Origin of the sequence: Levilactobacillus yonginensis (assembly GCF_003946265.1) — a bacterium.
Classification (GTDB): Bacteria; Bacillota; Bacilli; order Lactobacillales; family Lactobacillaceae; genus Levilactobacillus; species Levilactobacillus yonginensis.
Genome location: NZ_RHNO01000028.1, coordinates 1 through 25588, shown reverse-complemented (window position 1 = coordinate 25588; position 25588 = coordinate 1). Strand labels below are relative to the sequence as shown.

The 25588-nt window shown below is 50.0% G+C and carries 19 protein-coding genes and 1 pseudogene; 14 read left to right on the top strand and 6 right to left on the bottom strand.

Going from position 1 to position 25588, the window contains the following annotated elements; genetic code table 11:
* Window positions 1-306 precede the first annotated feature (306 nt).
* The 4 genes from EKM87_RS11020 (at window position 307) to EKM87_RS11005 (ending at window position 3859) form a co-directional block, all read left to right on the top strand.
* Window positions 307-1437, top strand: coding sequence for a vitamin B12 independent methionine synthase (locus EKM87_RS11020; protein ID WP_125684741.1), 1131 nt, complete (start codon window positions 307-309; stop codon window positions 1435-1437).
* A 658-nt stretch (window positions 1438-2095) separates the two neighbouring features.
* Window positions 2096-2788, top strand: coding sequence for a glycerophosphodiester phosphodiesterase family protein (locus tag EKM87_RS11015; protein WP_125684739.1), 693 nt, complete (start codon window positions 2096-2098; stop codon window positions 2786-2788).
* A 257-nt stretch (window positions 2789-3045) separates the two neighbouring features.
* Complete coding sequence (locus EKM87_RS11010; protein WP_125684737.1) at window positions 3046-3414, top strand: hypothetical protein; 369 nt, start codon at window positions 3046-3048, stop codon at window positions 3412-3414.
* A gap of 88 nt (window positions 3415-3502) precedes the next feature.
* Window positions 3503-3859: a hypothetical protein gene (locus EKM87_RS11005; RefSeq protein WP_164506494.1), complete on the top strand. Its 357-nt coding sequence runs from the start codon at window positions 3503-3505 to the stop codon at window positions 3857-3859.
* A 152-nt stretch (window positions 3860-4011) separates the two neighbouring features.
* Here EKM87_RS11005 and EKM87_RS11000 read toward each other — a convergent pair whose 3' ends face one another.
* Window positions 4012-4566, bottom strand: coding sequence for an NADPH-dependent FMN reductase (locus EKM87_RS11000; RefSeq protein ID WP_125684733.1), 555 nt, complete (start codon window positions 4564-4566; stop codon window positions 4012-4014).
* A gap of 77 nt (window positions 4567-4643) precedes the next feature.
* Here EKM87_RS11000 and EKM87_RS10995 point away from each other — a divergent pair, with 77 nt between their 5' ends.
* From EKM87_RS10995 to EKM87_RS10985, 3 genes are all read left to right on the top strand, one after another.
* Window positions 4644-5087 (top strand): MarR family winged helix-turn-helix transcriptional regulator, encoded by a 444-nt coding sequence (locus tag EKM87_RS10995; protein WP_125684731.1) that lies wholly within the window; start codon window positions 4644-4646, stop codon window positions 5085-5087.
* 87 nt (window positions 5088-5174) lie between these two features.
* Window positions 5175-5777: a PepSY domain-containing protein gene (locus tag EKM87_RS10990; RefSeq protein ID WP_125684729.1), complete on the top strand. Its 603-nt coding sequence runs from the start codon at window positions 5175-5177 to the stop codon at window positions 5775-5777.
* Between the two features lie 31 nt (window positions 5778-5808).
* A complete protein-coding gene (locus EKM87_RS10985) occupies window positions 5809-6471 on the top strand; it encodes a hypothetical protein (RefSeq protein WP_125684727.1) in 663 nt (220 codons plus the stop codon).
* A 464-nt stretch (window positions 6472-6935) separates the two neighbouring features.
* Here EKM87_RS10985 and EKM87_RS10980 read toward each other — a convergent pair whose 3' ends face one another.
* On the bottom strand, window positions 6936-7910 hold the full coding sequence (locus tag EKM87_RS10980) for an alcohol dehydrogenase catalytic domain-containing protein (RefSeq protein WP_164506493.1): 975 nt from the start codon (window positions 7908-7910) through the stop codon (window positions 6936-6938).
* Between the two features lie 352 nt (window positions 7911-8262).
* On the opposite strand from EKM87_RS10980, the gene EKM87_RS10975 reads away from it, so the two are divergent.
* The 4 genes and pseudogenes from EKM87_RS10975 to EKM87_RS12725 all read left to right on the top strand — a co-directional run bounded on the left by EKM87_RS10975 (window position 8263) and on the right by EKM87_RS12725 (window position 15695).
* On the top strand, window positions 8263-11016 hold the full coding sequence (locus EKM87_RS10975) for an HAD-IC family P-type ATPase (RefSeq protein WP_125684723.1): 2754 nt from the start codon (window positions 8263-8265) through the stop codon (window positions 11014-11016).
* Window positions 11017-12070: 1054 nt separating this feature from the next.
* A complete protein-coding gene (locus EKM87_RS10970; RefSeq protein WP_125684744.1) occupies window positions 12071-13489 on the top strand; it encodes a C69 family dipeptidase in 1419 nt (472 codons plus the stop codon).
* Between the two features lie 69 nt (window positions 13490-13558).
* A complete protein-coding gene (locus EKM87_RS10965) occupies window positions 13559-14560 on the top strand; it encodes a GW dipeptide domain-containing protein (RefSeq protein ID WP_125684721.1) in 1002 nt (333 codons plus the stop codon).
* Between the two features lie 149 nt (window positions 14561-14709).
* A pseudogene (locus EKM87_RS12725) lies at window positions 14710-15695 on the top strand (IS30 family transposase).
* A 107-nt stretch (window positions 15696-15802) separates the two neighbouring features.
* Here EKM87_RS12725 and EKM87_RS10955 read toward each other — a convergent pair.
* Entirely contained in the window at window positions 15803-16384 is a 582-nt protein-coding gene (locus tag EKM87_RS10955) for a sugar O-acetyltransferase (RefSeq protein ID WP_125684719.1), read from the bottom strand.
* A gap of 529 nt (window positions 16385-16913) precedes the next feature.
* Here EKM87_RS10955 and EKM87_RS10950 point away from each other — a divergent pair.
* A complete protein-coding gene (locus EKM87_RS10950; protein ID WP_125684717.1) occupies window positions 16914-17561 on the top strand; it encodes a FusB/FusC family EF-G-binding protein in 648 nt (215 codons plus the stop codon).
* 705 nt (window positions 17562-18266) lie between these two features.
* Entirely contained in the window at window positions 18267-19199 is a 933-nt protein-coding gene (locus tag EKM87_RS10945; protein WP_125684715.1) for a DMT family transporter, read from the top strand.
* Window positions 19200-19545: 346 nt separating this feature from the next.
* On the opposite strand, the gene EKM87_RS10940 is transcribed toward EKM87_RS10945, so the two are convergent.
* Both EKM87_RS10940 and EKM87_RS10935 read right to left on the bottom strand, forming a co-directional pair.
* Entirely contained in the window at window positions 19546-21582 is a 2037-nt protein-coding gene (locus EKM87_RS10940) for a heavy metal translocating P-type ATPase (protein ID WP_164506495.1), read from the bottom strand.
* A gap of 95 nt (window positions 21583-21677) precedes the next feature.
* The gene (locus EKM87_RS10935; RefSeq protein ID WP_125684713.1) at window positions 21678-22121 is read right to left on the bottom strand and encodes a CopY/TcrY family copper transport repressor; all 444 of its coding nucleotides are present in this window, start codon (window positions 22119-22121) and stop codon (window positions 21678-21680) included.
* A gap of 214 nt (window positions 22122-22335) precedes the next feature.
* Between EKM87_RS10935 and EKM87_RS10930 the strand changes: the two genes are divergently transcribed.
* Window positions 22336-23601: a D-alanyl-D-alanine carboxypeptidase family protein gene (locus EKM87_RS10930; RefSeq protein ID WP_125684712.1), complete on the top strand. Its 1266-nt coding sequence runs from the start codon at window positions 22336-22338 to the stop codon at window positions 23599-23601.
* A gap of 423 nt (window positions 23602-24024) precedes the next feature.
* Here the strand turns inward: EKM87_RS10930 and EKM87_RS10925 are convergent, their stop codons facing one another.
* Window positions 24025-25524 carry a MucBP domain-containing protein gene (locus EKM87_RS10925; protein WP_125684710.1) on the bottom strand — a complete coding sequence of 500 codons (1500 nt, stop codon included), beginning with the start codon at window positions 25522-25524 and terminating at the stop codon, window positions 24025-24027.
* Window positions 25525-25588: the final 64 nt, after the last annotated feature.

Below are 25588 nucleotides of genomic sequence, written 5' to 3'. Positions count from 1 at the left end.
AGCGCCTTGAGACGCTGGCCGGTACCCAGGGCTTATAGCCCTCGAGAAAACCACCCGTTTAACGGGTGGTTTTTATTGTGACCTGATAGATTAGAAAGGTGGGTGGACCCGCGTTATATCGCTGGACTGGCAACGGCCATTTTGACCGTCGCCTAATCCCCTCGACTGCTTAGCGGTGCACGCTGAGCAGGCACTGGCAAACTGACGCTGGTAGTGTGAGCGAAACACGTTGCCAGTCGAACGATTTAGTCGGTTCATCCAAAACAGTGACGTACCAGACGACAGTGAATTCTAGGAGGAAATAATATGACAACAACGACGCAAACGAAATTCCCTTACCGCTACGATGTTGTGGGTAGCCTATTACGGCCAACTGCTTTGAAGGAAGCTCGGGCGAAATTTTCCCAGGGTGAACTTACCGCTGATGAGTTACAGACCGTTCAGCGGGCCGAGACCAAACGAATCGCTGCTGCTCAGGTCAAGCTGGGCCTGAAGGCCATCACCGATGGCGAATTTAACCGCAGTTGGTGGCACCTGGACTTTCTCTGGGGGTTAACGGGGGTGGGGCACTACGATTACCAACAAAGTTATAAGTTTCATGGCAGTAAGACCCGGACCGATAACGCTGATTTGGTTGGCAAAGTGGCGTTTAACCCGGACCACCCGTTCTTTGAGAGCTTCCAGTATTTACAAAGCTTGGTACCAGCTGATGTGCTGGTGAAGCAGACGATTCCGTCACCCACCATGCTTTTTCGGGATAATCGGAGTGACAACTGGCATCAATTCTATGAGACCTGGGACGCCTACCTGGATGATTTAGCTAAGGCTTATCATGAAACGATTCAACACTTCTATGAGCTAGGCTGTCGTTATTTACAGATTGATGATACGACTTGGGCTTTTTTAATCAGCAAGCTGCACGAAACACAGGGCGATGCCACTGCGCATCAAAAGTATGTGGGCTTAGCCGAGGATGCCGTGCGGGTCATCAACCAATTGCTGGCGGGGCTGCCGGCAGATTTGACGGTCACGACGCACATTTGTCGGGGCAACTTCAAGTCGACGTACCTGTTCTCAGGTGGTTACGATGATATCGCTGATTACCTAGGGCAGTTAAACTACAACGGTCTTTTCCTGGAGTACGACAATGAACGGGCTGGGAGCTTTGCGCCACTCAAAAGGATTTGGAACGGTAACCCCGATAAGCGCTTAGTTTTAGGCCTGATTACGTCTAAGTTTCCGGAGTTGGAGGACGTGGCTAGCGTTAAGGCACGGATTCAGGATGCCGCTAAGCAAGTACCGCTAGCCAATCTGGCGCTTTCCACGCAGTGTGGTTTCGCCTCTACTGAGGAGGGCAATGAGCTGACGGAAGACCAGCAGTGGGCCAAGCTGAAGCTGGTGAAGGAGATTGCTGACGACGTGTGGGGTGCGGACTAGAGTGACCTACTGATACCGTTAAATTAGGCGCACTTCGGCGGCCAGGGATGGCGCCTGTTGTGGGGACGCTTCAGCCAAAGAGCGGGCTTCTCGCTCGATTTGAAGCCACGAAGACCCCGTGTCTTCAAAGTCGCCCGTGCTGTAAACTGGAACACCACCAGTCAACACCACCTTCACGGCCGGCGCCATCCCTGGCCGCCTCCGGCTTTGATTGTATGACGATTGAAAATTCACTCGCACCACTCATGACGGCTACGGGTTCAGGCGCGCCCACACCAGTCTAGACTTATTTGGCGGGCGGTAGGTGAAAGATTACTACTAGAATATCGCGGCGTTGTTATCACAAGACTAACTGGTTTTTAAAAACCTTCAGTATTCATTTAATATGGTATTACCCGACCTTGCAACGGACCCGACCCCCGCTGCAAGGTCGTTTTATTTACGTTCTTTGTACGGAACCGATACGGATTCTTGAAATATTAGGAGTAGACTTAAATTGACAGTTGTAGATATTTCTTGCCAGTCAAAGCTGTGCTTGGTAAGGCGTCGCATCTGATGGTTAATTTCTATGGCAGAAAGTCAGCGCGGTATAATGGCGGGGAAAATAAAAAATAATGAGCTGGTCGAGTCACGACCAAGATTAGGGAGTCGGATAGGTATGGCAGAGAAAACGGTTGTGTTTGGTCACCGGGGGTACCCCGCAAAATTTCCAGAGAATAGTCTAGCGGGTTTTCGATATGCCGTTGCGCATGGTATTGAAGGGATTGAGTTTGACGTCCAACTGACGAAGGACCTGGTGCCCGTCATCATGCACGATGAACGAATCGACCGCACAGCCAACGGTACTGGCTTGATTCAAGATTATACGCTGGCGGAGTTGCGGCACTTTCAGTTGGCAGCGGGCGAGTTGATTCCCACGCTAGCGGAGTTTCTGACGTTGGTTAGCAACCAGGACGTGCAACTGAATTTGGAATTTAAGACGAATAATATTCAGTACCCGGGAATTGAAAAAATTGTGATGGGGATGGTCAATGCCACACCATTGCGGCACCCAGTTATCTATTCGTCCTTCCATCTCCCAACTTTGAAGACGTGTCAGCAGTTAGCACCAGATGAATCGTACTGTTGGCTCACGGATCAACCGGTGGTGAATGCGGCGGCATTCGTGGCTAATGAGCATTTGAGTGGGCTCCACCTGAGCCATTACCAAGATGATGTACCAGTGGCAGAACGGATTTGGACGGTGGATGATCCGGCTTTGGCAGAAAAGCTATTTGCGAAGCACGTGGCGGGTATTTTCACGGATGACTTTGTCGGTATGACGCGTTTGCGGGATCAGAAACAAGGGTAACTTTACCCGCAGTCTAGGTGGCATGTTCAACGTAGATGATCGCATCTGAACGGTAAGTTAGAAAAATTAATTTGAATAAGACCAGGCCCCAGGATTAGAACTTTTAGCTAACCTTGGGGTCGTTTTGTAGTTAATTTAGCTATAAGATAACTAACCGGAATTAGGTTTTGTCTGAATTACCATTGACTGATAAAACCATTAAGAATATGTTTAGATACATAGGGGTTGTAACATCATTGAACCGCTGTAGGGATGGGATGAATTGGATGGGATTAAAGGATAACTATTTAAGAGAACGCATGCGCAATCATTGGCAGCGGATTGGATTCTTTAGAAAGACGCTTGAGTTGCTAGCCGTTCTATTGCTCATTAATTTAACCGTGCCAAGTAATTCTGTTAAATTGGCGATTTTGTTAACAGGTCATCCGCGGATTGCGATGAGCGTTAAGGTAAGTAAAGCAAGTGCTGCGGATAATCGGTATCTGCTAGGAAAGTATCATATTGGTCGGGTGTATGGCATTGATCAGTCATATTTGGATTCTAGCGGCAGTTATGAGGTCGTCTATTTTCACGTTATTAGAATTTTGCTATTTAACATTGCTTATTCGATTCCCGAGCCAGGGTGAGCTAAGTGCAAGATTACTTGAGTAAATGTATTGATGATTAGTGGAACATTTTATTCATCAAAAAGACTGGCTATTTGGACGGTGTAATGTGAGAGAATCAGAGAAAAAGGGAAGAAAAAAGATTTTAAAGCGACTGGGGACAGCGTTAATTGTGGTAGTAGTGTTATTACCTGTATTTTTTCTGCCATACACGCCAACGAATGCAGTTCGTTTGTGTATTTTGGAGAACGGTCATCCAATTAGTGCAGTCTTTGCCTTTCCGATAAGGACATCACATAAAGAATATAGTATGTATTCCGGGAAAAGAGTGCTGGTTTACTACAACATACTCGTACCATTTGAAACCAGCCAGGGTGGCATGGTAGCAAGTACATTAGGGGTACATCGTTTGAAGAACGGCGACAGGTTTTACAAGGCCTTTCCAGCAGCTGACATTGCGACTTAACGTTGGGGCCTTTTACGTAATTGGTTTTGAAATTGGCAAACAAAAAAATTGGTTCCAGAAATCACTTAAAGATTTCTAGAACCAATTTTTAAATCACTGAGAATTAGGATTGCCACTGGTACCTGTGCGCTACCAGCCGTACTCTTGAGAAATTATTCTGCCAAACGATGCACGAATTCAGCACCCAGTTGTTGGGCGTCAAAAGCGTAAGGAGCGAGTGCCTGGGCGGGGTTGATGAATTGACCATCCTCGGTCAGATCAGGCTTCTTCAAGTCGATGCGAAGGTTATTCGTCATGATTGGCATCTTCAAGCCACGGACAACCAGCTGCATGCCCAACGCGGCTTGAAAGCCACCGTGACCACCATAGGAAACCAGGCTGACCGGCTTACCACGCCACTCAGCGTAAAGCGTATCCAGGGCGTTCTTCAGGGGAGCGGGGTAGCCCCAGTTGTATTGTGGAAAGAGCAAAATAAAGCCATCGTAGCCCTGAATCAACTGACTCCATTGTTTGGTGTGGGCCAGGGCGTAGTTGCCGTCTGAGGGCATCGCTACCTCGTCCAGGAAGGGCAGGTTGATCTTGGCCAAGTCGATCAGGTCAATGCTCAGCTCAGGTTGTGCGGCAGCTTGTTGCAGCCAGTTAGCGATGCTGGGGCTGATGCGGCTAGGCCGAGTGGAACCAATAATTAAGCCGATTTTTTTAGTCATGGGAGCGTCTCCTTAGTAAGAAATCTCATAGGTGCAATATGCACACATATTAGCATGCTTCTGGTATAATGACAACTATGGATAATGAAATTTTTGAAGCAATATTTGAAATCGTGACGTTTTTTAATCAACCAAACCAGGATCGGGACTTGTTGAAACGGGCAGGCATTTCTCTAGAGCCAGTTGCACTGCCGATCATTGTGCGGGTTGGGCGGCAACCGGAAATCAGTATCGGTGAGCTGGCCAATCAGATTGGTCGGAACCACTCGTCGGTTAGCCGGCAGGTAGATAAGTTGGTAGAAGCAGGCGTGCTCACGGAGGTAGAGCGGCGCGACCAACGTGTTCGACGGATCACGCTGAGTCCGCAGGGTCAACGGGCATTGTTGCAGATTAAGGTTGCCCGGGAGTCCGTTCTGCGTCAGCGTTTGTCTGGCTATTCCGACACGGAACGGGCCGATCTGGTGCGGGTTCTTCAACACTTAGTCAGTACGTTAAATTCTTCTGAAGATTCCAAGGACTAGGGGGTTCTGATGGCTATTTCTAAAGGAGATTGGTAGACTTAGGCTATTAATTGCAGACCGTTTTACTAATCAACGGAGGAAAAGGTTATGGGTAAACTAGGATTAACGCTGCTGGTGACCAGCTTACTGTTAAGCGGTTGTGGTGCCAGCCAATCAGCGACTAAACAAGCCGGTTCCTCTAGCGAGGCTAGTTCCAGTAAGCTAGCGGATACCGCGGCAATTGGCGATGCTCAGAAAAAAATCAAGGTTACCGTCGAGGGTGCCATCCGCCAGTTTCATCAGGAATTTGGGAACGCGGCCGTTGTGACGGAGCTTTCCTTGGAGCCCAATGGGACGCGGTATGCGTACAGGCTTTCCGGGGTGGATAGTAACCGTGAGTACGAGCTGACAGTTGATGCGCAAAACGGCAAGCAACGTCATGTCCGTCAGGAAAAGCTGGACGCCGATGAGGATCAAGGGGTGGCTCGCAAGCAGGAGGGTATTGACACGAATCAGCTGCAATCATTAGCGGCCATTACTCGGGCGGCGACTAAGAAGGTCAACGGCCACGCTATTTCCTGGTCTTTGGACCGAGAGGATGGTCAGGCGCAGTGGGAAGTGAAGGTCAAAAGTGGCCAGGCTTACCACGAAGTGACACTCGACGCTTCAACCGGGAAAGTACTGGCGACTGAGCGAGACGTCGACGATTAAACAAATGGGGAACTTTGGAGTGGGGAAATTAATGAAGCGAATAAGTTGGCAGCGGTGGGGAATCACCGCTGGTTTTTATGTTTTTTGGTGGTTACGAACCGTTGGCTGGGTCGTCTTCAATGGTCTAAATGGGATGAACGTTGTGACGGTGGTGGCGTCAGTTGGTGAATTGCTACTTTTGCTGGTGCCGTGGCTAGTGATTGTTGCGGGATTTGCGCGGCGGCAACGCCCGTGGGTTATCAGTTCTGTGGCATTATTGGTGCTAACGCTGCTTTCCAACGAGCAGGTCAGCGTGTACGTGGCACCGGTGTTGCCAGCATTGACCTTGCTCACTGGCTGGTTGTTGGCCAACGCTCGACTAGGCGTGACCTTTGACCGCACCAGTAAGGGGGTCACGGGCACGGTTTTGGTATTGACGGGCTTAGCCTTGCTAACGCCGCAGACTAGTGCGCGACTATACGTGGCCGGGTACCATTCACCGCTACCAGCTGTCGCTAGCCGGTTGACGCCCGATGCTAGTAATTGGCGAGCAGAGAAGTCGATTTCGTTTAGTCTTGATCGGCCAGTCGTAGCGGACGTTGGCATGCTGAGCATGTCGGGGTTCCCGGTGTCTAGCCAAAACGAGCTCAGTGTGGATGTGCGGCGCGTGGGGTGGGTCTACCTGCCAACCGAGGATCAGTGGTGGGTCGCGTAGGCTAATGATCTGGTGGGGCCAGAATAGCGATGATCAAAATAAAATGGCGGTCATGACATTTAGTCATGACCGCTTTTGCGATGAGATCCATTGAATGTTCGGTTTGTCCGGTACACGAAGATTAATCGTGCACAACCAAAAATTTGAGACAAAAAAATTAACCTGATTGAATCGAACTGGGATTTAGTCTGATGCAATCAGGTTAACTATTTAATTGGGGACAGTCAGTATCGAAGCATTTTCCGGGTACTTCGACAACTGCTACCAAAAAAGCTTTAGTTTGTCGTCAGTTTGTTAAGCAATTGTTTTACGACATCTTTACTATAACAGAGAAATCAAGGCCTGCGGGCAATTCTGGCAATTTGTAATATTACAATTTTAACGAAGTGTTTTAATGACCACGCATATTGTAAACGAATCGGTGTTGGGGCAACGCTAAAGCGCCCCAATCGGGCCAGCTTAGGTTAAACCCGAACGACTAACTTTCCTAAATTTTCATCGTGTTTGAGGAGCTTCAGCCCCGTGGCTGCCTGATTAAAGGGTAAAACGCGGTCAATTACAGGGTCAAATTCACCGGCAGCCAGTTTTTGGCCGACCACGCCAGCCATTAGGCCCAGGTCGGCAATCTCGGTGGGATTCTCAGAACGGTAGGCGCCGCCGAGAGCGGACCGGGCGATACTCAGGGCCTTGGCATTCAAGTCCAAGTGGGCGGGCATGCCATCACCAATGGCGATGATTTGACCGTTGTAAGCCATGCGGTCCACGTCGGCTGCTAGTGACTCCCCGCCAATCGTATTGATGCTGAGGCCAACGCCTCGACCGGCTGTGGCTTTCATCACGGCCTGAGTGACATCGGTCTGGTGGTAGTCAATAATGGTGCCGGCCCCGACCCGTTCTACCAATGGTCGTTTGCGTGCAGAAACCGTGGTAATCGTGGGTAAATGGAGGTCACGGGCGAACTGGAGGGCGGCTAACCCCACGGCGCCGCCACCGGCGTGAATCAAGACGGTCGGGAGCTCGGACAGGTTGGCTTTGCGATAGAACGCTTGATAGGCCGTCAACGTGCCACAGAGGCTAGCCGCCGCTTGTTCAAAGCTAACGCTGTCGGGAATGGGAGCGGCGCTGAGGTGCGTGGTCACCGTGAATTCGGCTAGGCTGCCGTTACGGCGGAGGTCGCCGTGATACATCACGCGTTTACCCACGGACCAGTCACTGACGTTGCTGCCAATGGCGACGACTTCGCCCGCCACGTCCAGGCCGACAACGTGGGGATCGTCCCAAGAGCCACTCTCAATGACCTTGTAATCGGCGGGGTTGAGCCCCACGGCCCGGACCCGTACTTTGATTTCATCGGCGGCTGGCAGGGGTTCCGGAATATCTTGTAACTGAAGTTCTTCTAGAGAATGGGGACCGGGTCCCGTAATTGTCCAAGCTTTCATCGTGGTCATCCTTTGCGTTGATTAGTTAATTAATGTGTTATGTACGTGCGGCAAGTCATTGTCGCCAATCAATTAGGCCTACCAGTTTAAAGCGGCGGCTACGTTCATCCTAACCAAGTTAGCGGCAGAATTACAGGATTTCGTTTAGTTGTAACCGTTATCCATTCACCCTATTATTAAAGTTATGTTGCAAAGCTTCTAATGAAGTGCATTCTTCCTGGAAAGTTGGTAGAATTAATTAACTTAAAAAAGATGATTTGGAGGTGGACGCCTTGCACCAACCGTACGTTGCATACCCAATTCCCGACCGCTAATCAGACGTTGTCACAGATAGAAAGGAAGACCTTATTACATGGCACAAGACCCAGAAGTAACAGCACCAACGAACACAGAAGCAGAAACCACTGACCCTGGACCCAGCCAGCAGCCGCCACTTTGGCAGCGTTCGACTGAGTCCTTACTTGTTGAATTTGCCACGAATGAAGACGAGGGACTGACCACCGCTGAAGCCCAGAAACGGCTGAAGGCAAATGGCCCCAACGAGTTGACTGCCAAGAAACAATCCAATCTTTTACGTTTCTTGAAGCAGTTTAACAACTCCATCATCTACATTTTGGCAGCAGCTGCCCTGATGACCTTCTTTATGCATCACTATTCCGATTCCATTGTTATCGGACTGGTCATCGTCGCCAACGCCTTTATTGGCTATTTCCAGGAACGCTCAGCGGATAACGCTCTGGACCGAATCAAGGCACTACTGGTCTCCGAGGCCGTCGTCATTCGTGATGGCCAAAAAATTACGTTACCAGCCCGCGAGCTGGTGACGGGAGACATCGTTCAGTTGGAAGCGGGGGACACCGTGCCCGCTGACCTCCGGCTGATTGACGCGGATAACTTAAAGATCCAAGAGTCCGCCTTGACCGGTGAGACCGATTCAGTTGAAAAGGGAGAAGATCCCTTGAACGTGGCCAATTTGGCATTGGCCGAACGCACGAACCAAGCGTTTGCTTCTACCGCCGTGACCAATGGTTCCGGACGGGGAATCGTGACCGTGACGGGGGCCAAAACTGAAATTGGTCATATCCAACAAAACGTTGCTGAAGTTAAGCAACAGACCACCCCATTGATGAAAAACCTCAATAGTTTAGGTTTAGGGTTATCCGTCGCCATTTTAATTGCAGCAGTCTTGCTGTTTATCCTGGGGATGATCACCCACGTGTACAGCTTGCCAACCTTACTGATTGCCGTCATTACGATGGTGGTGGGGTCGATGCCAGAAGGGTTACCCGCCAGCACGTCCGTCGTGTTAGCCATGGGAACTCAGGCGATGACGAAACAAAATGTGATTGTGAAGACGTTGCCCGCCGTGGAAACACTGGGCGCCGTCGACATTGTGAACACCGATAAGACCGGGACACTGACCAAGAACGAAATGACTGTGACGGACATCTTGACGGCGCAGGACACCTACACCGTTTCCGGAGTGGGCTACGACGCGACTGGTCAGGTGAAAAATGATGAGGGTCAGGACGTCAACTGGCGTCAGGATGCGGATTTAGAATGGTTGGTCCAAATTGCTGGGCAGACCTCTGATGCCGAATTCCATGAGGAAGACGGCCAGTGGATTCTAACTGGTGAACCGACCGATGGGGCATTAACGGCCCTGTATCACAAGTTGGTGGGCGCTGACCCAGATCCACAAGAAATTGATTCCCGACCATTCGACTCGGCTATTCGTTACTCGGCCCGGTTAGTGGATCATAACGGCCAACGTTATCTGTTAGTCAAAGGGGCGCCCCAAACCTTGACCCAACTGATGCTGGCGCAGGGTGAATCCGTGAACGAAGCCGCTTGGCAGGAACGTTTGTCGCAGTTAACGCGGCAGGGTAAACGGGTCGTCGCGCTGGGGTACCAACCAGTGGCTGACGACGCGACTGAGGTTGATGACTTAGTCATTGGTCAGAACTTCCATTTAGCTGGGATGGCCGGTATCATTGACCCACCACGTCCCGGTGTGGCCGACGCCGTTCGGCAATTACGGTACGCGGGTATCAAGGTGAAGATGATTACCGGGGATGACCCCGAAACGGCCGCGGCGATTGCCCGGCAACTGAATTTATCCGAGCAGGCACGGGCCATTACCGGTCCTGAACTGGCTGAAATGACCGATGAACAGTTGGCCAGTCAAATTGATAAGTACACCGTCTTTGCCCGGACCACACCGGCTGACAAATTACGAATCGTGAAGGCCCAACAGGCCCGCGGTCACGTGGTGTCGATGACCGGTGATGGGGTCAACGATGCGCCCGCCCTGAAACAGGCTGATATTGGGGTTGCCATGGGGATTCGGGGAACCGACGTTGCCAAGGACTCCGCCGATATGGTGCTGGCCGATGACGACTTCACCTCGATTCTGGGGGCGGTCCGGGAAGGTCGCCACGTCTTCGATAACATTCGCAAGACGATTCGCTTCCTGTTACCAACCAGTTTCGCTGAAGGCCTGATTGTGGTTATGAGTATTCTGATGGATCAAGAGTTACCACTGTTCCCAACCCAATTGCTGTGGATCAACATGGTATCCGCTCTGACGATTCAGTTTGCGTTTATCTTCGAACCGGCCGAGAGTGGCATTATGAAACGGGGCCCACGGGATGTTAAGCAGGGAATTCTTTCTAAGCTCGACATGTTTGAGGTGACTTACGTGTCGTTGTTGATTTCCGGACTGGGAATCTTTGCCTACGACTTGTTGACGGGCCAGGGGCTGTCTGCGGTGATTGGGAGTACCATGACGCTGAACGTGATTATCTTCGGGAAGGTCTTCTACCTCTTCAACCTGCAAAATGACCACCCCGTCTTCTCCAAGTACTTCTTCCGCAACAAGATGAGCTTCGTTATCGTGGCGATTTTGATGGCGCTCCAGGCCATGATTATTTATTGGCCAGCCATGCAGGGCGTCTTCCATACCACTAGCGTGAACTTTCACTATGGTTGGGGGATTCCAATCGTTGCTGGAATCGTGGTCTTGTTGGTGACTGAATTAGCCAAATGGATCCGTCATCGCATCGATGCCACCACTGTTACGCGTGAGCAACAGATCGGTCGTTGATCTTGGCCGCCTGCGGCAGCTAGGGGTTGCGCTGTGGGGCGACCCCCGGGAGCCAAAGAGCGGTCTCCCGCGGCGCCTTGGTCCTTCGCTTAACTCGCGAATGCCCAAGGACGACCCAGCCACTAAGCCAGCAAAAAACGCTGACTAAGTGGCTCGACACTGCGCAACCTCTAGCTGCCTCCGGCTCAAATAGTTGGTTGGGTGGCTACGGGTAACGGTGTGGTCTCTTGTTCCACTGAAAGTTTGTAAACGATAGCTGTTCATTTCCTCAGTTTGGGAGTGGACGGTTTTTTTTGTTATCACCTGCGGTAGCTAGGAGTTGTGCTGTGGGGCGACGACCCCCGGGAGCCAAAGAGCGGTCTCCCGGGGCGCCTTGGCCCTTCGCCTAACCCGCGAATGCCCAAAGACGACCCAGCCACTAAGCCAGCTAAAAACGCTGACTAAGTGGCTCGACACTGCGCACCCCCTAGCTGCCTCCGGCTCAAATCGTCGGTTGGTTGGCTACGGGTAACGGTGTGGTTTCTTGTCTCACTGAAAGTTTGTAAACGATAGCCGTCCATTTCCTTAATTGGGAATGGCCGGTTTTTTTGTTGAAGAATGTCGGTTGCTATTTTAAGATGTCGGCCTATCAGTTGTGATTTAGTCAACGTTGATGATGACTATGACATAGTGAACGTTAATGTGCTTTCAGTGAGCCAACGTAGCTGGAGGTTGTCAGGGCGGGTGACGGCTGTGTTGGTGGCGTTAACTCGGTGGGCTGACCGAGTCTAGGCCACGGGACGAGCTTGAAGATTCGTGGGCTGTGCGAAGCTTCAAGTCGAGCTGGAGGACCGCTTTTCAGGCCGAAAGCGGTCCCCACAGCAGACGCCCACCCTGACAACCGGAAGCGGCAATTTGGCTAATGCTGGTCCTAGTCCTAGTCACTTTACCAGTATCCTCGACAACCAAATATTCTCATCTGAAATAATTAAAACGTCAAAATGTTAAAAATGGGTGGCCCTTAGCACCTGATAATCTTATACTTAAGGAATAAAGGGGGCGGAACACAATAATGTTGAAGAAGAGTTCCGATTGTACAGAGATTTTAGTGGGAAAGGCCGCCAGTATGGACGGTTCAACGATTGTGGCACGTAACGAAGATGGTTACGGTCCAGTCAACCCAATCAAGTTTGTGGTCCACCCAGCAATGGACCAATCGCAGGAATCCTTTACGTCGATCGTTACCGGCGTAAATGTACCGTTACCCGACCACGCCTACCGCTATACGGGGACGCCTCAGGCCGACCAGAGTGATGGTCAATACGAAGAAGCTGGTATCAATGAATTAAATGTTGGTATGAGTGCGACCGAAACCACCGCAACGAACGCCCGTGTCTTGGGCTACGACCCATTGGTGAACGATGGTATCAACGAAGAAGCCATGGTTACCTTAGTTTTGCCATACATCAAGACTGCTAAGGAAGGGGCCCAACGCTTGGGTGCCTTGCTAGAAAAATACGGGACCGGTGAAAGCAACAGTATTGCCTTCAACGACAATGACGAAATCTGGTACCTGGAAACGGCCGGTGGTCATCACTGGGCGGCGATGCGCTTACCAGAAGATACCTACGCCATTGCACCTAACCAGACGCTGATGCAAGAAGTTGATCTCAACGATCCCGACAACTTTTTAGTGGCCACGGACCTGGTCGACTTTGTTAAAAAGAATCATTTGAATCCTAATCCAGACACGTTTAACTTCCGTGAAATCTTCGGAACTCACGGCGAGGATGACGCGTACTACAACACGCCACGGACTTGGTACGGCCAAAGCCTGTTCAATCCTGAAATCAAGGATCAACAGCCAACTGACCAAGACATGCCATTCACGCGGAAGCCAGCCAAGAAGATTGCCATCGAAGACGTGCAATTCTTCCTGTCTTCCCACTACAACGGGACGAAGTATGATCCATTTGGAACCTTTGCCTCTGGTTCAGCCGATGACCAGAAGAAATTCCGGCCAATCGCGATGGACCGGAACCAATGCTCATCGATTCTCCAAATCAGAAACGATGTTCCAGCCGACCGGGCAGCCATTCAATGGATTGCCATGGGCTTCTTCGCCTACGCACCATACGTGCCATTCTTTACGAACATCAACGACACGCCGGAAGATTACAAAAATACAACGACGGCGGTCGATGTCGAGAACGTTTACTGGCTTAACAAGACGCTCTCTGTTATCATTGAGCCCCACTTCCATGAATACGTTGAAGCAGTTAACGCCTTCCGCGAAGGGTGCCAATCCTATGGTCGGCAACGGGTTGCGGCAACTGATGAAGCTGTTAGTGGTGACACGACTGAGTTCTTGACTAAGAGCAATTTGGAAACGGCTGGTGAAGTCTCTAAGCGGACGCACCAATTGTTTGATGATCTGGTTAAGCACGGCCTCTTGTTATCTAAGACGGTTTGGGAAAAGGGTCAAAACCTCTAATGTAATGTTAAGTTTAGCATGTTAATCTTGGAGAGTAAGCACAGGTTGAGTGATGACTAGGAGGTAATCATGACTAAATGGGTTAAATTCATTTTAGCGGGATCTTTGGGACTGGTATTTTGGGGTGGCTTAACGACGGCCAGCGCCGCCAAAAAAGTGACATTACCAGCCTACCCGCAGCATCGGATTTTTACGTTTAAGTCGACTGGCACGAAGGTGTACAGCTATCCACGCGCGGCTTATAAGCACAGCACCGTTTTGGGGACCGAACGTAGTCGGACGAAGCAGTGGACGGTGGATAAGGTCATGACGGTCAAAGGCAAGCGTTACGTGCGGTTGGCCAAAGTCACGGCTAAGAAGCTGCCGCACGGGACGATTGTTGGATCGACAGCCACCAAGAAGTCCAAATTGGTGGGCGGTTACGTGGCACTGAGCAAGCTGAAATTTCACCAACAGATCAGTCAGATGAAGTCGGTCAAGAAGACGGCCTACTGGACGCCAACCACGACCCATGATTTCTGGGACATGCCGGCCAAGTCACTCGGCACGACGGCGGCCAATCATTACGGTACCACGTACGGTTACCGGACGCTCTACGCCATTCAGTCACTGACCACGACCAGTAAGAAGCAGTACCTATACTTCGAGACGGCCGCTGGTAAGGCAATTGGCTGGTTACCGAAGAGCGCTGTGGTCAAGGGGACGTACCCGAACATCATGACGCGCGAGCTCAACCGCAATGCCACGACGGCAACCACTAAGGTGGCCACGTTGGATAAGGCGGCGCACATCAAGATTGGTATTGCGACGACCAATGGGCAAATTCAGCGAGTCGTACTGCTACAACAAAACAGCCAAACGATGATTTACGATTATCAGAATGGTAAGGCAGTCAAGGAAACGACGCGGAGTGCCACTGGCAAGGTGCTAAGCACCAAGTCAATTGCGCCGGTAGCCACCTTGAGCTTTAAGTTAGTCGCTGCGTTTGACATCAATGGGACCACTTACAAGGGAACGATTTCACCGAAGGGCGAGATTGATATTCCGGTTTACTTTGGGTGGACCGCTTAAATGCAGATTAATCACGGAGAGTCTGGGGTAAAACCTGGGCTCTTTTTTGCTACGACGAATTTACAATTGAAGTGCAACATTAATTGAATAAAAAAACCCATAGCGGGTACAATTACTTAACGACCAAGAAAAGCAAAGGAGTACTCGCTATGAGCTATCACCATCTTACTATAAATGAACGAGAAAGTATTCTAGAACTTTCGGCTAAAGGATTATCAATTCGTGGGATTGCCTTGAAGTTACGGCGTTCACCTAGTTCAATTTCGAGAGAATTAGGTCGTTTGAATGGGCACTATTCACCATCTGAGGCTCAAAAGGATTATCGAAAACGACGCCGAAATAGCCACAAACCCCGACTTCTTGATCAGCTACCTCAACTGTGTTCAAGAATTGCCTATTTAATCAGGGAACGCCAATGGTCCCCACAACAGATCGCCAATCGTCTGAAATTAGAGGGCCAAACGTTTGTTAGCTACAATACTATCTACCGCCACATTGAGCAACATAACCTCAACCAATCTTTTACTTCTCATGGAGATACTGGTATTCGGTGCAAGTTAAGACACCGAGGTCGCCAACGGCATCGTCCAGGTGACCGTAAACATCGTGAACCTAAGGTAGACTACATTTCCATCCATGAGCGACGACGTTCATTAATGAACGTCGTCGCATCGGGGATTGGGAACTCGACACAGTTCAAGGAAAAGTTGGTGAAGAAGTTCTAGTGACTGCCGTTGATCGTAAAACACGATATACCTTGATTACTAAGGCATTGCGTAAGAATTCTGAGTCAATAAACGAGGCTCTATTGGCCATGTTTAGCCGTGTTCCTAAGGAATTTATCCACTCAATTACGCCGGACCACGGAACTGAATTCTTACAACTAGCAGATATTCGCGATGAGTTACAAGTGACCATTTACTGGCCGGATCCATATTCGCCAGAACAACGTGGAACCAATGAAAATACCAATGGGTTAATTCGAGAATATTTTCCTAAAGGGAAAAGCCTCAACGGTCACAACCTAGAGGAAGTTTTGAAGTGCCAGAATCGGATAAATCGACGACCTAAAAGAGTTTTAGACTATCGTACCCCGGAAGAAATTTTATTTGATAAAGTGTTGCGCTTGGTTTGACAATTCGTCACGCCAACTGTACTGAAAAAAGTGTTCTCCGATTCATAGACAGTCTGTTTATGAATCGGAGAACACTTTTTTAATTTTATTTTTTAGTGAGGGATGTTCTAGATATCCGCGGTATCAGTATTTGGCACGTTTTCACGAACCACGCGGGCGGGGCTACCGGCAATCACCACGTTGTCACCGAAGGACTTGGTGACCGTGGAATTGGCCCCCACGACCACGTTATTGCCTAAGGTGACGCCGGGCAAGATAACGGCACCGCCACCGATCCAGACGTGGTCGCCAATCGTGACGGGTTTGCCCAGGCCAATGAAGGCATCGCGACCTGCTGGGTCAAGGGGATGGTAGGCGGCGTAGATTTGGACGTGGGGCGCCATCATGCAGTGATCCCCAATGGTAACTGGTGCGATGTCCAAGATGACGTTGTCATAGTTACACATGAAGTCATCACCGACGTGGATGTTATAGCCAAAGTCACAGCGGAAGTTGGGTTGCACGCAAGGACGTTCACCGACGGAACCAAAGAGCTGGCGGATGATGTAGTCTTTTTCCTGAGTGGCGGTATCATCTAACTCGTTTAATTCCTTGCAGAGTCGTCGTGCCTTGGTCTCATCAGCGGCGAGTTCGGGGTCCATGATGTTGTAGGGCTCGCCAGCGAGAAATTTTTCTTTTTCAGTTTTCATTGGGGATACCTCCTGTTGCCCATTAGTATAGCATTTATCCGGATGAATTGTAAACGTGTACATTTATTAGGATAACAAGGTTGTGGGGCTTAATTTTCTAACTGTGCCAACCAGGAAGGGGGACGGGCACTTAGTAGATGGTTTTGGGTAAAATAACGTTAAAGGCATGCGGCTAAGTTCGGATGTCTTGGGTTTATACTCAGCTTTTACAAGGAAATAACGGATAATGTCGAGCGACTACCATCAACAGTTACTGACACGGATTCGGGAGCTGGGTCGGTATCAAGGGGCTTGGAACGGACAGTTCTGAGTCCTTTTTGCTGGAATCAATACAGGCGATAACGACGGCTTGCCTTCCACGAAAATATTTTGTATACTTATTAGCACTTCGGCTATCAAAGCTGAGGACAAGGAGATGATCGACGATGATGGCATCGTTATTTGTACGGAAAAGTGCTGCTAGTTAGCGACACTTTTCTGCAAAACCTTTCAGAGAAGTGTCAGGTTTGAATCTGAAAGGAAATAAAAAATGAAACCGACAATTACCACCTATGAATACAGTTATATTACCCAGCAGGTCAATGACCTGGTCAGTGCTTACCTATCAATCAACGACCGACGGATGCGGGATACCGTTCGGGCGACGACGTTGGAGCGCATTACGCCACTACTTCCTAGTGAGGAACCAATTAGCCAGGAATTCTTGCGACGGTTACAACCAGATCGTTTATCACGGGACGCAGCGGCCAAGCTACTGCCGACGTTAGAACCCTTAGTCGTACCTTTTCCGGAGCTATCGATTAAGCAACTGAGTAAGCTGTTTCGTAAGGTGAAGAAGCTTAAGCAGCCAGAGTGGGCGGACTTAAACTTACACGAACTGACCTATCTAGGGTGGAACGACGGTGGCAGCCAGAAGAAGTATCTGGTAGCACCGTACCAGGATCGCTTAATTGGCATTCAAGGTGACCTCGCCCCCCAAGTGGTGAAGGGTGTTTGCGCCATTTGCCAGACGATTGGGAACGTTTCGTTGTTTGTGTCGACGACCAAGAAGTCGGGACTGGGGACCTACACGCGTAACGGTAACTATATTTGCCGCGACAGCGCGCAGTGTAACCGTCAGTTGACTGACCCACAGGCACTCGCCGAGTTTTTAAGCATTGTCCGACCAAAACGATAAGTATAGAGCTAAGGGGACCGTCATTTGGGCGGTCCCCTTTTTGACTAGAAAATGATAATCGGCTAAGTTTTCCGGAAACGTGCTGGTCACGGGTCTGACCTTTGTTATAATGGTCTTTGTGGAATTTTTTGGGTTAGTTATTCAGGCGCAGAACTAAGGTCGCCTGCGGCCGTCAAGGATAGGGCCCGCTGTGGGGCCGCCTTCAGCCAAAGAGCGGGCTTCCGGCTCGGTTTTAAGCCCCACTAAAAATCGTGTGGGTCTTGAAACACGTCCCCTGGTGTTGCCCCGAGCAAATCACTCGGTCCAATACCAGCGACACGGCGGACCCCATCCTTGGCAACCGCCGGCTATGATAGTGTCTTATGAGTTCTACGAGACGAAAAACTATATGTGTCATTAATCATTATCAATAAAAATGTGATTTATGATTAAGATATTTAAAATAAAAACAAATTAATAGATTGATTACTTGAACGTAAGGTAGTCGCAGGTCGACAGGGACGTAACCCAGTGGATGTCGTCTTAGTCTGGTGGAATTCCGGACTTAGAGGACTGGCCGAACTTGAAGACTCGTTCTTTGAGGCTTTAAGTCGCCCTGGGGACCGATTCTTAGGCCCCAGGTCTGCCTCACAGGGTGGAGTTCCTGTCGACCGGAGACGGCTACATTTCAAGATAAAGTATACATAAATTCAAGGAGGAACGGTCATGACGGGACAACATCATTTAAGAGGGGTATTGCTAGCCAGTCTAGCCTGCATGATGTGGGGGATTTCTGGGGTGGTCGCGAGCAGTCTGTTTACCCTAAACACACACGTAACCGCACTTTGGCTGTCAGAAGTACGGATGACCACGGCGGGAATCGTTCTGCTGATCATTGCTCAGCTGATTGGTGCTAAGCCCATGCGGCTGTGGCAGCACAAAAACACGGCTGGTCGAATCGTTAGTTACGGCTTGTTGGGGATGGTTCCCGTTCAGTTGTGTTATTTTGAAGCGGTTAAATTTGGGAACGCCCCAATTGCCACCATCATTCAGTTCTTAGGACCGTTCATCATCAGTATCTACTACTTCTTGTTCAAACACACAAAGCCGACCCGGCCAGAGAGTGTGGGGATGGTCATTGCCTTTGTCGGGACCTTTTTGATTGTGACGCACGGCCACGTCAATGCGTTAGCCATCTCGCCGGTCGTCCTGTTCTGGGGGTTCCTGTCAGCAATCGGGGTGGCAACCAACACGTTGCTGCCACGACCACTGTTCTCAACGTATGGTTCCTTATCCGTCACGGGGTGGGGCCTGTTAATTGCGGGATTGTCACTGAACTTTGTTAAACCCGTTTGGCAATTCCACACGACCGTCACAGCTACTGAATGGACGTTAGTGGCCATCATCATCGTCTTCGGGACGGTCATTCCCTTCCAAATGTTCGCTCACAGCTTGGCTTACATCTTACCGACAACGGCCACATTGTTGGACGCCTTTGAACCGCTGGCGGCAACGGTCTTCTCGGTTATTTTCCTGAGTGTTCAGCTAACAGGTTTTGATTTGGTTGGTGGGACGCTGATTATCCTGGCCGTTATGATCTTATCGATGAACAGTCGGAAACTGGTAAACTTTTTTCACCGTCGTCGCAGTACGACCTAAATAGATCTTAAAAGAGCACTGAATTCACCTCCACAATTGGAGATGAATTCAGTGCTCTTTATCTGGGCCATTTAAATGATTAATGATTAGGAAAGGGAAAGTGGGTCTAAAATTTTGTAGAATCTGTAACCTAGCTGCAGGTTGTCAGGAGGACACCAGCTGTGACAACGGTGTTAGTTGGCGGTTTTTAGCCAACTTATAGCGTGGGACGAGCTTGACGCCTTGGTGGGTTTTACCAAGGCGTCAAGTCGAGGAGCAAGACCGCTCTCAGGCTTGCTCCGGTCCCCACAGCAGGCGGCCTCCTGACGACCGGAGACGGCAAATTCCGCAAATCCCATAAGGTCCGCTATTCAGCAGGAACGTTCTTAATCCGTAACGTCATGGCGTTGATGGCTACGATGATGGTACTGAAGGACATGATGATTGCCCCAACCATGGGGTTCAACATGAAGCCAATGGGAGCTAAGACGCCGGCTGCCAGTGGAATGGCGATCAGGTTGTACCCAGCACCCCACCAGAGGTTCTCGGTCATCTTCCGTTGCGTTGCGCGAGCGAGGTCCAAGAACTGGATCACGTCGGCCGGGTCACTGGAAACTAGGATGATGTCGGCGGATTCAAGGGCCACGTCGGTCCCAGAACCAATTGCCATCCCAATGTCGGCCCGGGTCAGACTAGGTGCATCGTTGACCCCGTCCCCAATGAAGAGGACCTTCCCAGTTTCTTGGTACTTCTGAACCAGGCGTTCCTTGTCTTCTGGTAGCAAGCGGGCTTGGACGTCGTCAATACCAACGGAAGCAGCCACTTTGTTTGCCGTTTCTTGGTTATCCCCAGTCAGCATAACGGGCGTAATCCCTTGTCTCTTGAGGGCGGTTACCAGCATCTTAGCGGCGGACTTGATTTGGTCACCCTGAGCGACTAACCCTAAGACCTGCTTGCCAGCAACCAAATAACTGATGGAGTTTCCTTCAGCAGCAAATTGGCTAAATTGGTCACGGTCGTAGTTTAAGTTGTTTTGTTCCAAGTAGTTCACGGACACGACCCCGTAAGTGGTGTTCGCAACCGTTCCGAATTGGCCCAACCCAGTCTCTTGGTGGGTGTCACTAGCGGTTGTGAAGCTTAAGTTTTTGGTCGTTGCAGCAGTTAAGATTCCGGTGGCAAGGGGGTGGCTAGAGCCTTTTTCTAGACTAGCCATCAGACTCAGCACGTCGTCTTCAGAGCGTTGGTTGTCGAAGCTGACCAGGTGATTAACTTTAAATTCACCCATAGTCAACGTTCCCGTCTTGTCCATCAAAGCAAACTTCAAGTGGTTAACCTGTTCCATGGCATTCCGGTTACGGATCAATAAGCCGTTTTGGGCGGCAATTGCGGTACTCCGGGACACAACCAGGGGTACAGCTAGGCCCAAAGCGTGGGGGCAGGCAATGACGAAGACGGCGACGGCCACTGGCAAGGCCACGGCCAAGTTGGCCACAGTCAGCCAGATGATGAAGGACAGAATCCCAACAAAGAGGGCGGCGTAGAATAACCAGCCCGCGACCCGGTCGGCCAGATTTTCTGAATCAGATTTGGCGCTCTTGGCGTCGTTGATCAGTTTCATAACTTGCGCTAGGTAACCGGAGTCCCCAGTTCCCGTGACTTTCGCGGTAAAGGTTCCCGTACCGTTGACGGACCCACCGATAACACTGTCACCAGCAGCCTTCTTAACGGCCTTGGATTCACCAGTTACCAGTGATTCGTTGACGTCGGAAGCCCCGGAAATAATCTCGGCATCGGCTGGGATTTGTTCACCAGCCCGGACGGAGACCGTTTGGCCAACTTGTAAGTCGCTTAGGTTAACGTCGGTTAGATTACCTTGCTCGTCGACGACGTGGGCTTCTTGCGGAAGTAATTTTCCCAGAGCGTCCACGGCGGAACCAGCGTTCATGACCGTGTTCATTTCAATCCAGTGACCCAACAACATGATGACGATCAAGGTGGAGAGTTCCCAGAAGAAATTGTTGACCATCGGTGTCACGTGGAAGACGTTGTTGGCAATCACAGCGTAGATGCTGTAGATGTAGGCTACGCCGACCCCCATACTGATCAGGGTCATCATGGCAGGTTGCTTCATTTGAAGCTCAGCCTTGGCGCCACTGAAGAAGGGACCACCACCGTAGAAGAAGAGGATGGTACCTAACACGGCAACGACCCAGTCGCTACCGGGGAAGATGAGTTGGAAAGGTAGTTTAACGCCCATCATGGGGGACATCAGAATCACAGGAATCATGAGGATGAGGGAGACCCAGAACTTACGCTTCAGGTTACCCATGTGCATCATGTGACCGTCGCCCATGTCCATATCCATGTCGCTCATATCCATGTTACTCATGTCCATGTGGGCCATTTCATCGTGGTTCATTTGGCTGTGGTTCATTTGACTATGGTTCATGCCCGCCATGTCGTCGTGCATGTCCATGTTGTGCATCTCAGTTTCTTTCATTATTCACAACTCCTCTCGCAATTTTCAGGTAGACAGTCACAGGCAACTTCAGCTGGCGCTGTGGCTAATTTCTTATTCAGGACGTTCAGTAATTCTTGAACGTCGTTGTGACTCAGTTCGGTCTGCTCTAACACGTGCGCTAGAGCAGTTCCCCGGTGCATGGCACACATCTGATCGAGCTCAGTCTGCAGTGCCGTGTCCATTGCCGTTTGTTCGTCAATGTTCGGGGTGTAGATGAATTGGCGTCCATCTTTGGCTGTGGCCAAGGCGCCCTTCTTGACCAACCGGCCAATCAAGGTTTTGATGGTGGCCGCTTTCCAGTCGTGTTGTTGCTCTAATAAATCAATGATGGTCCGGCTATCGGCTTGACCGAGGGTCCAAACGATCCGCATGACCCGCCATTCTGCGTCGGAAATGGTGACTGCTACTTCTGTGGCTGCCATAGATACAACTCCCTTTCGTTTACAATTGTAATCTTAATTAATGAGTTTAGTTTACAACTGTAAACACAAATGGTCAAGGGTTATGGCCAACTTTTTTTACAAATACATTTTTAATAGGTTAAAATTTGGGCAAGATTGCGGTTTGTCACCCCATGGGCCCAAACTTTCTGTATAATATATACAACTTACTATCTTGAAAGGAGCGTTTACGCTCGTGCAAAAATTTAAACGCTGGTTATGGCAGGCCGCTATCGTTGGCCTGACCGTAATTGGCTTGGGTGGTGGTGTGACCGCAAATGCGGCCACAAAGACCGTTTCTAAGGTCCCAGCCCGGGCTGCGTTCGTCATGGACGCCCAGAGTGGCCAGGTACTCTACCAACAAAATGCGGATAAGAAATACCCAATCGCGTCACTTTCAAAATTACTGACTGTTTATCTGACGGTTAAGGCCATCAATGATGGCAAGATTGGTTGGAACGATGATGTGCCAATGAGCAACGACCTCTTAAAGCTGAGTCACAGCTATGAATTCTCCTCTCTACGGATGAAGACCGGGGAGAAGTTTACGGTGAAACAGTTGGTGGCTGCGGCCATGATTGCTTCATCGAACAGTGCCGCAACAGCCTTAGGAGAGTACGTGGCCGGCAATAATGCTAAATTTGTCGCCCTGATGAATCAACAGAGCGCGGACTGGGGCATCGAGGCCCATTTCATTAGCTCTTCTGGGTTAGATAACGGAGATTTGAAGGATTACAACTTGGTTCTCCCCAATACTGGCAAGAAGGAAGAAAATTTAGTTTCCGCTAAGGCGATCACGTTGGTCGCCCAGCATTTGTTGGCTGCGGACCCCGAGATTACGCAGATGTCGAATCAGACTGAAGCCAAAATCAATGGCACCACCATTTATAATGAAAATGGTTGTTTAAAGGGTAAGAGCCATTATAAGAAGGAAAGCCAAATCGATGGCTTGAAGACTGGTTTTACGGAGAGTGCCAAGCTGTGTTATACCGCTTCGTACAAGGTCAATGGTCAGCGAATGATTGCGACCATTATCGGTGGCGACACGACCTTTTCCGCGATGAACAAGTTAATCAAGCAGACGAAAGAAATGTACCAGTTAGAGAACACGCCGTTGGCAAACCAGTCAGTGTCACTGGCTAATGGTTTAGAAACCAAGGTTACAGCGGCGCCGATCATCAGTCAGGCGGGCGTTTGGTACCAAGAGAAGGCGGCTAATTTGAGCACCAAGGTGGAGACAAAATTGACACCAGCTCAGTTGAGCAGCGGGATGGTCGATGCCGGCGATCCGGTTGCCCAGGCGACCGTCACCGATGCAACCACTGGAGCCAAGCAACAGATTGTGTACAAGGCCCAGCAGACCGCGACGCTGTTTGCGGATCGCGTCGTGTTCCACAGCAAGCAGACTACGGATCAGTTGCTTAAAGCGTTGGTTACGCCGGTTACGAGTGCCTTAGCTTAAAGGATTGGCCCATAAATAGCGACGATTAAAATAAACAAGCCGTCAACACTACTTTTTCAAATAGTGTTGACGGCTTGTCTTTGTTACCAAAGGTTGAAAGTACTGAAACACCCACTATGCTTGATACAACAAGGATTGGGTGTTGGGGTTTAGTCAGATATAGCGGGAAATTGTCGCCTTACCGTTCGCCAAATCTGGACTGGAACGCGGTGGAAAGGACGGGACAAGCCAAAGAGCGGTCTTGTCCCTCGCTTGAAGCCGCAAAGCACGTCTTCAAGTCGCCATTTTCAAGAAGGTCACTTAAAAATTCCACGGCTGAGTCCAAATTTGGCTCACTCTCGGCTACCTAGTGGAGCACTAATCTTAAGTCGATAACGTGGCTTGATAACAGTTTTCGAACTTTCAACCTTTAGTTTGTTAGAGCTACTTCACGGACACCCATTGTTTGTTACCAGTCAGGTAGGTGCCATTGGTTAGTTGGTAGCGGGTCATGACACCCCGCCGAACCAGCCGCTTAACGTGGACAACGGTGCCTTTCTTTAAGTGTTTAACGCGTTTGTCATGACTAAAGGTAGCCTGTTGATATTCATAAGTTCCTTTGGGATTAAATACGACTAGTTTTTGATAGTGTTTGCCTTGCCAGTATAGGTTGGCCACAAAGTTGCTCTTCGCTGTGACGTAGGTTCCATCAGCTAACTGGTAGCGGGTTCGTCCTTGAATTGACTTGGCAATTCCCACGACCTTGAACGTCTTGGCCTGGATTCGTGGCAGGCCCTTCACGTGGGCATCGCGTTGACTAACTTTAAATGTTGGTTTTGCGTACCGATAGAGTCCCTGCTTGGTGTAGATCATGAATGGCTGGAAAGTAGCTGCGTTCTTGGTATAAACGTAAGTCACCGTTTGCGCAGAAGTTGTGAACTTGCCAGCTGGCGTACCAATGGTTTTGACAAAGGTATACCCCTTGATGGCTTTTTGCTTGGTCTGATAGGGTGCATTAACTGTGCCGTTAATGACGGTATCTTTGGCTAATTTCGAGCCATTGGCCGTTTGGTAGTGCACCGTGACTGGCGCAGCTTTTGCTTCAGCGGTATTCGTGCCAGTAGTGGTGGCCGTTGGCTTACCATAAACGTAAGTGAAAGTTTGCGGCGTATCCTGGTAAACACCCGTGGGCGTGCCACCTTTGACGGACTTTAAGGTCAGGCCCTTGAAAGCCGCGTCGGTTGATTTGTCCGGCAAGGTGTACTTGTCGCCCGGCTTACCTGAGACGACCGCATCATCTGCCAGCTGATTACCACTGGCGTCCTGAAATTTAAAGGTCACGGTTGGATTGTAAGTGTAGGTGACTTCATTTGTTCCTGCAGGTGCGACCGTATCTAGTTTGTAACCCGTAATGTCAGCCGCGGGCTTGGCCGTTGTTATCTCGGCCATCAGGGCCGCCACTTGTTGGGTGCCAACCGTAAACGTTAACTTCTGTAAGGAAGTGTTCGCTGGGTTAACGCAATTGATGGTCAATGTCGTGGTGGTCGTGTCACCGGACGGATCGACGTAGTCTACATCAGCTGCATCGAGGTATTCCGTCTTATTGATTTGATAATAGCTTTTACCAGTATCTAAGTTCAGTAAGATTTGGTCTGATTCACTCTCGAAGCCCCTAGCAAGTCGTCGGACCGATTCAACTTTGCCAGTATTATCATACAGAGGAACGGTATCAGTGAGGTTAATGAGCGTGCCTGTTGGTGCTGTTCCGTGAACTTTTAATATTGCGTGGTTAGGCACCAACTCAATCGAAGTCCACACGGTGTGGCCGCTGGCACCAGAATCAGCATTGGCACTGGTCAAGCCCCCGATGAGTCCGATACCAATCAGTAAACTTCCTAACGCTAGTAACCATTTAAATCGTCTTCGTAACCGACGAATTGTCAAATCAAGTGTAACTTTGTCCCAAAGAAAACTTCAGATGGACTCTTCCAGCCTAAAATCTTGCGTG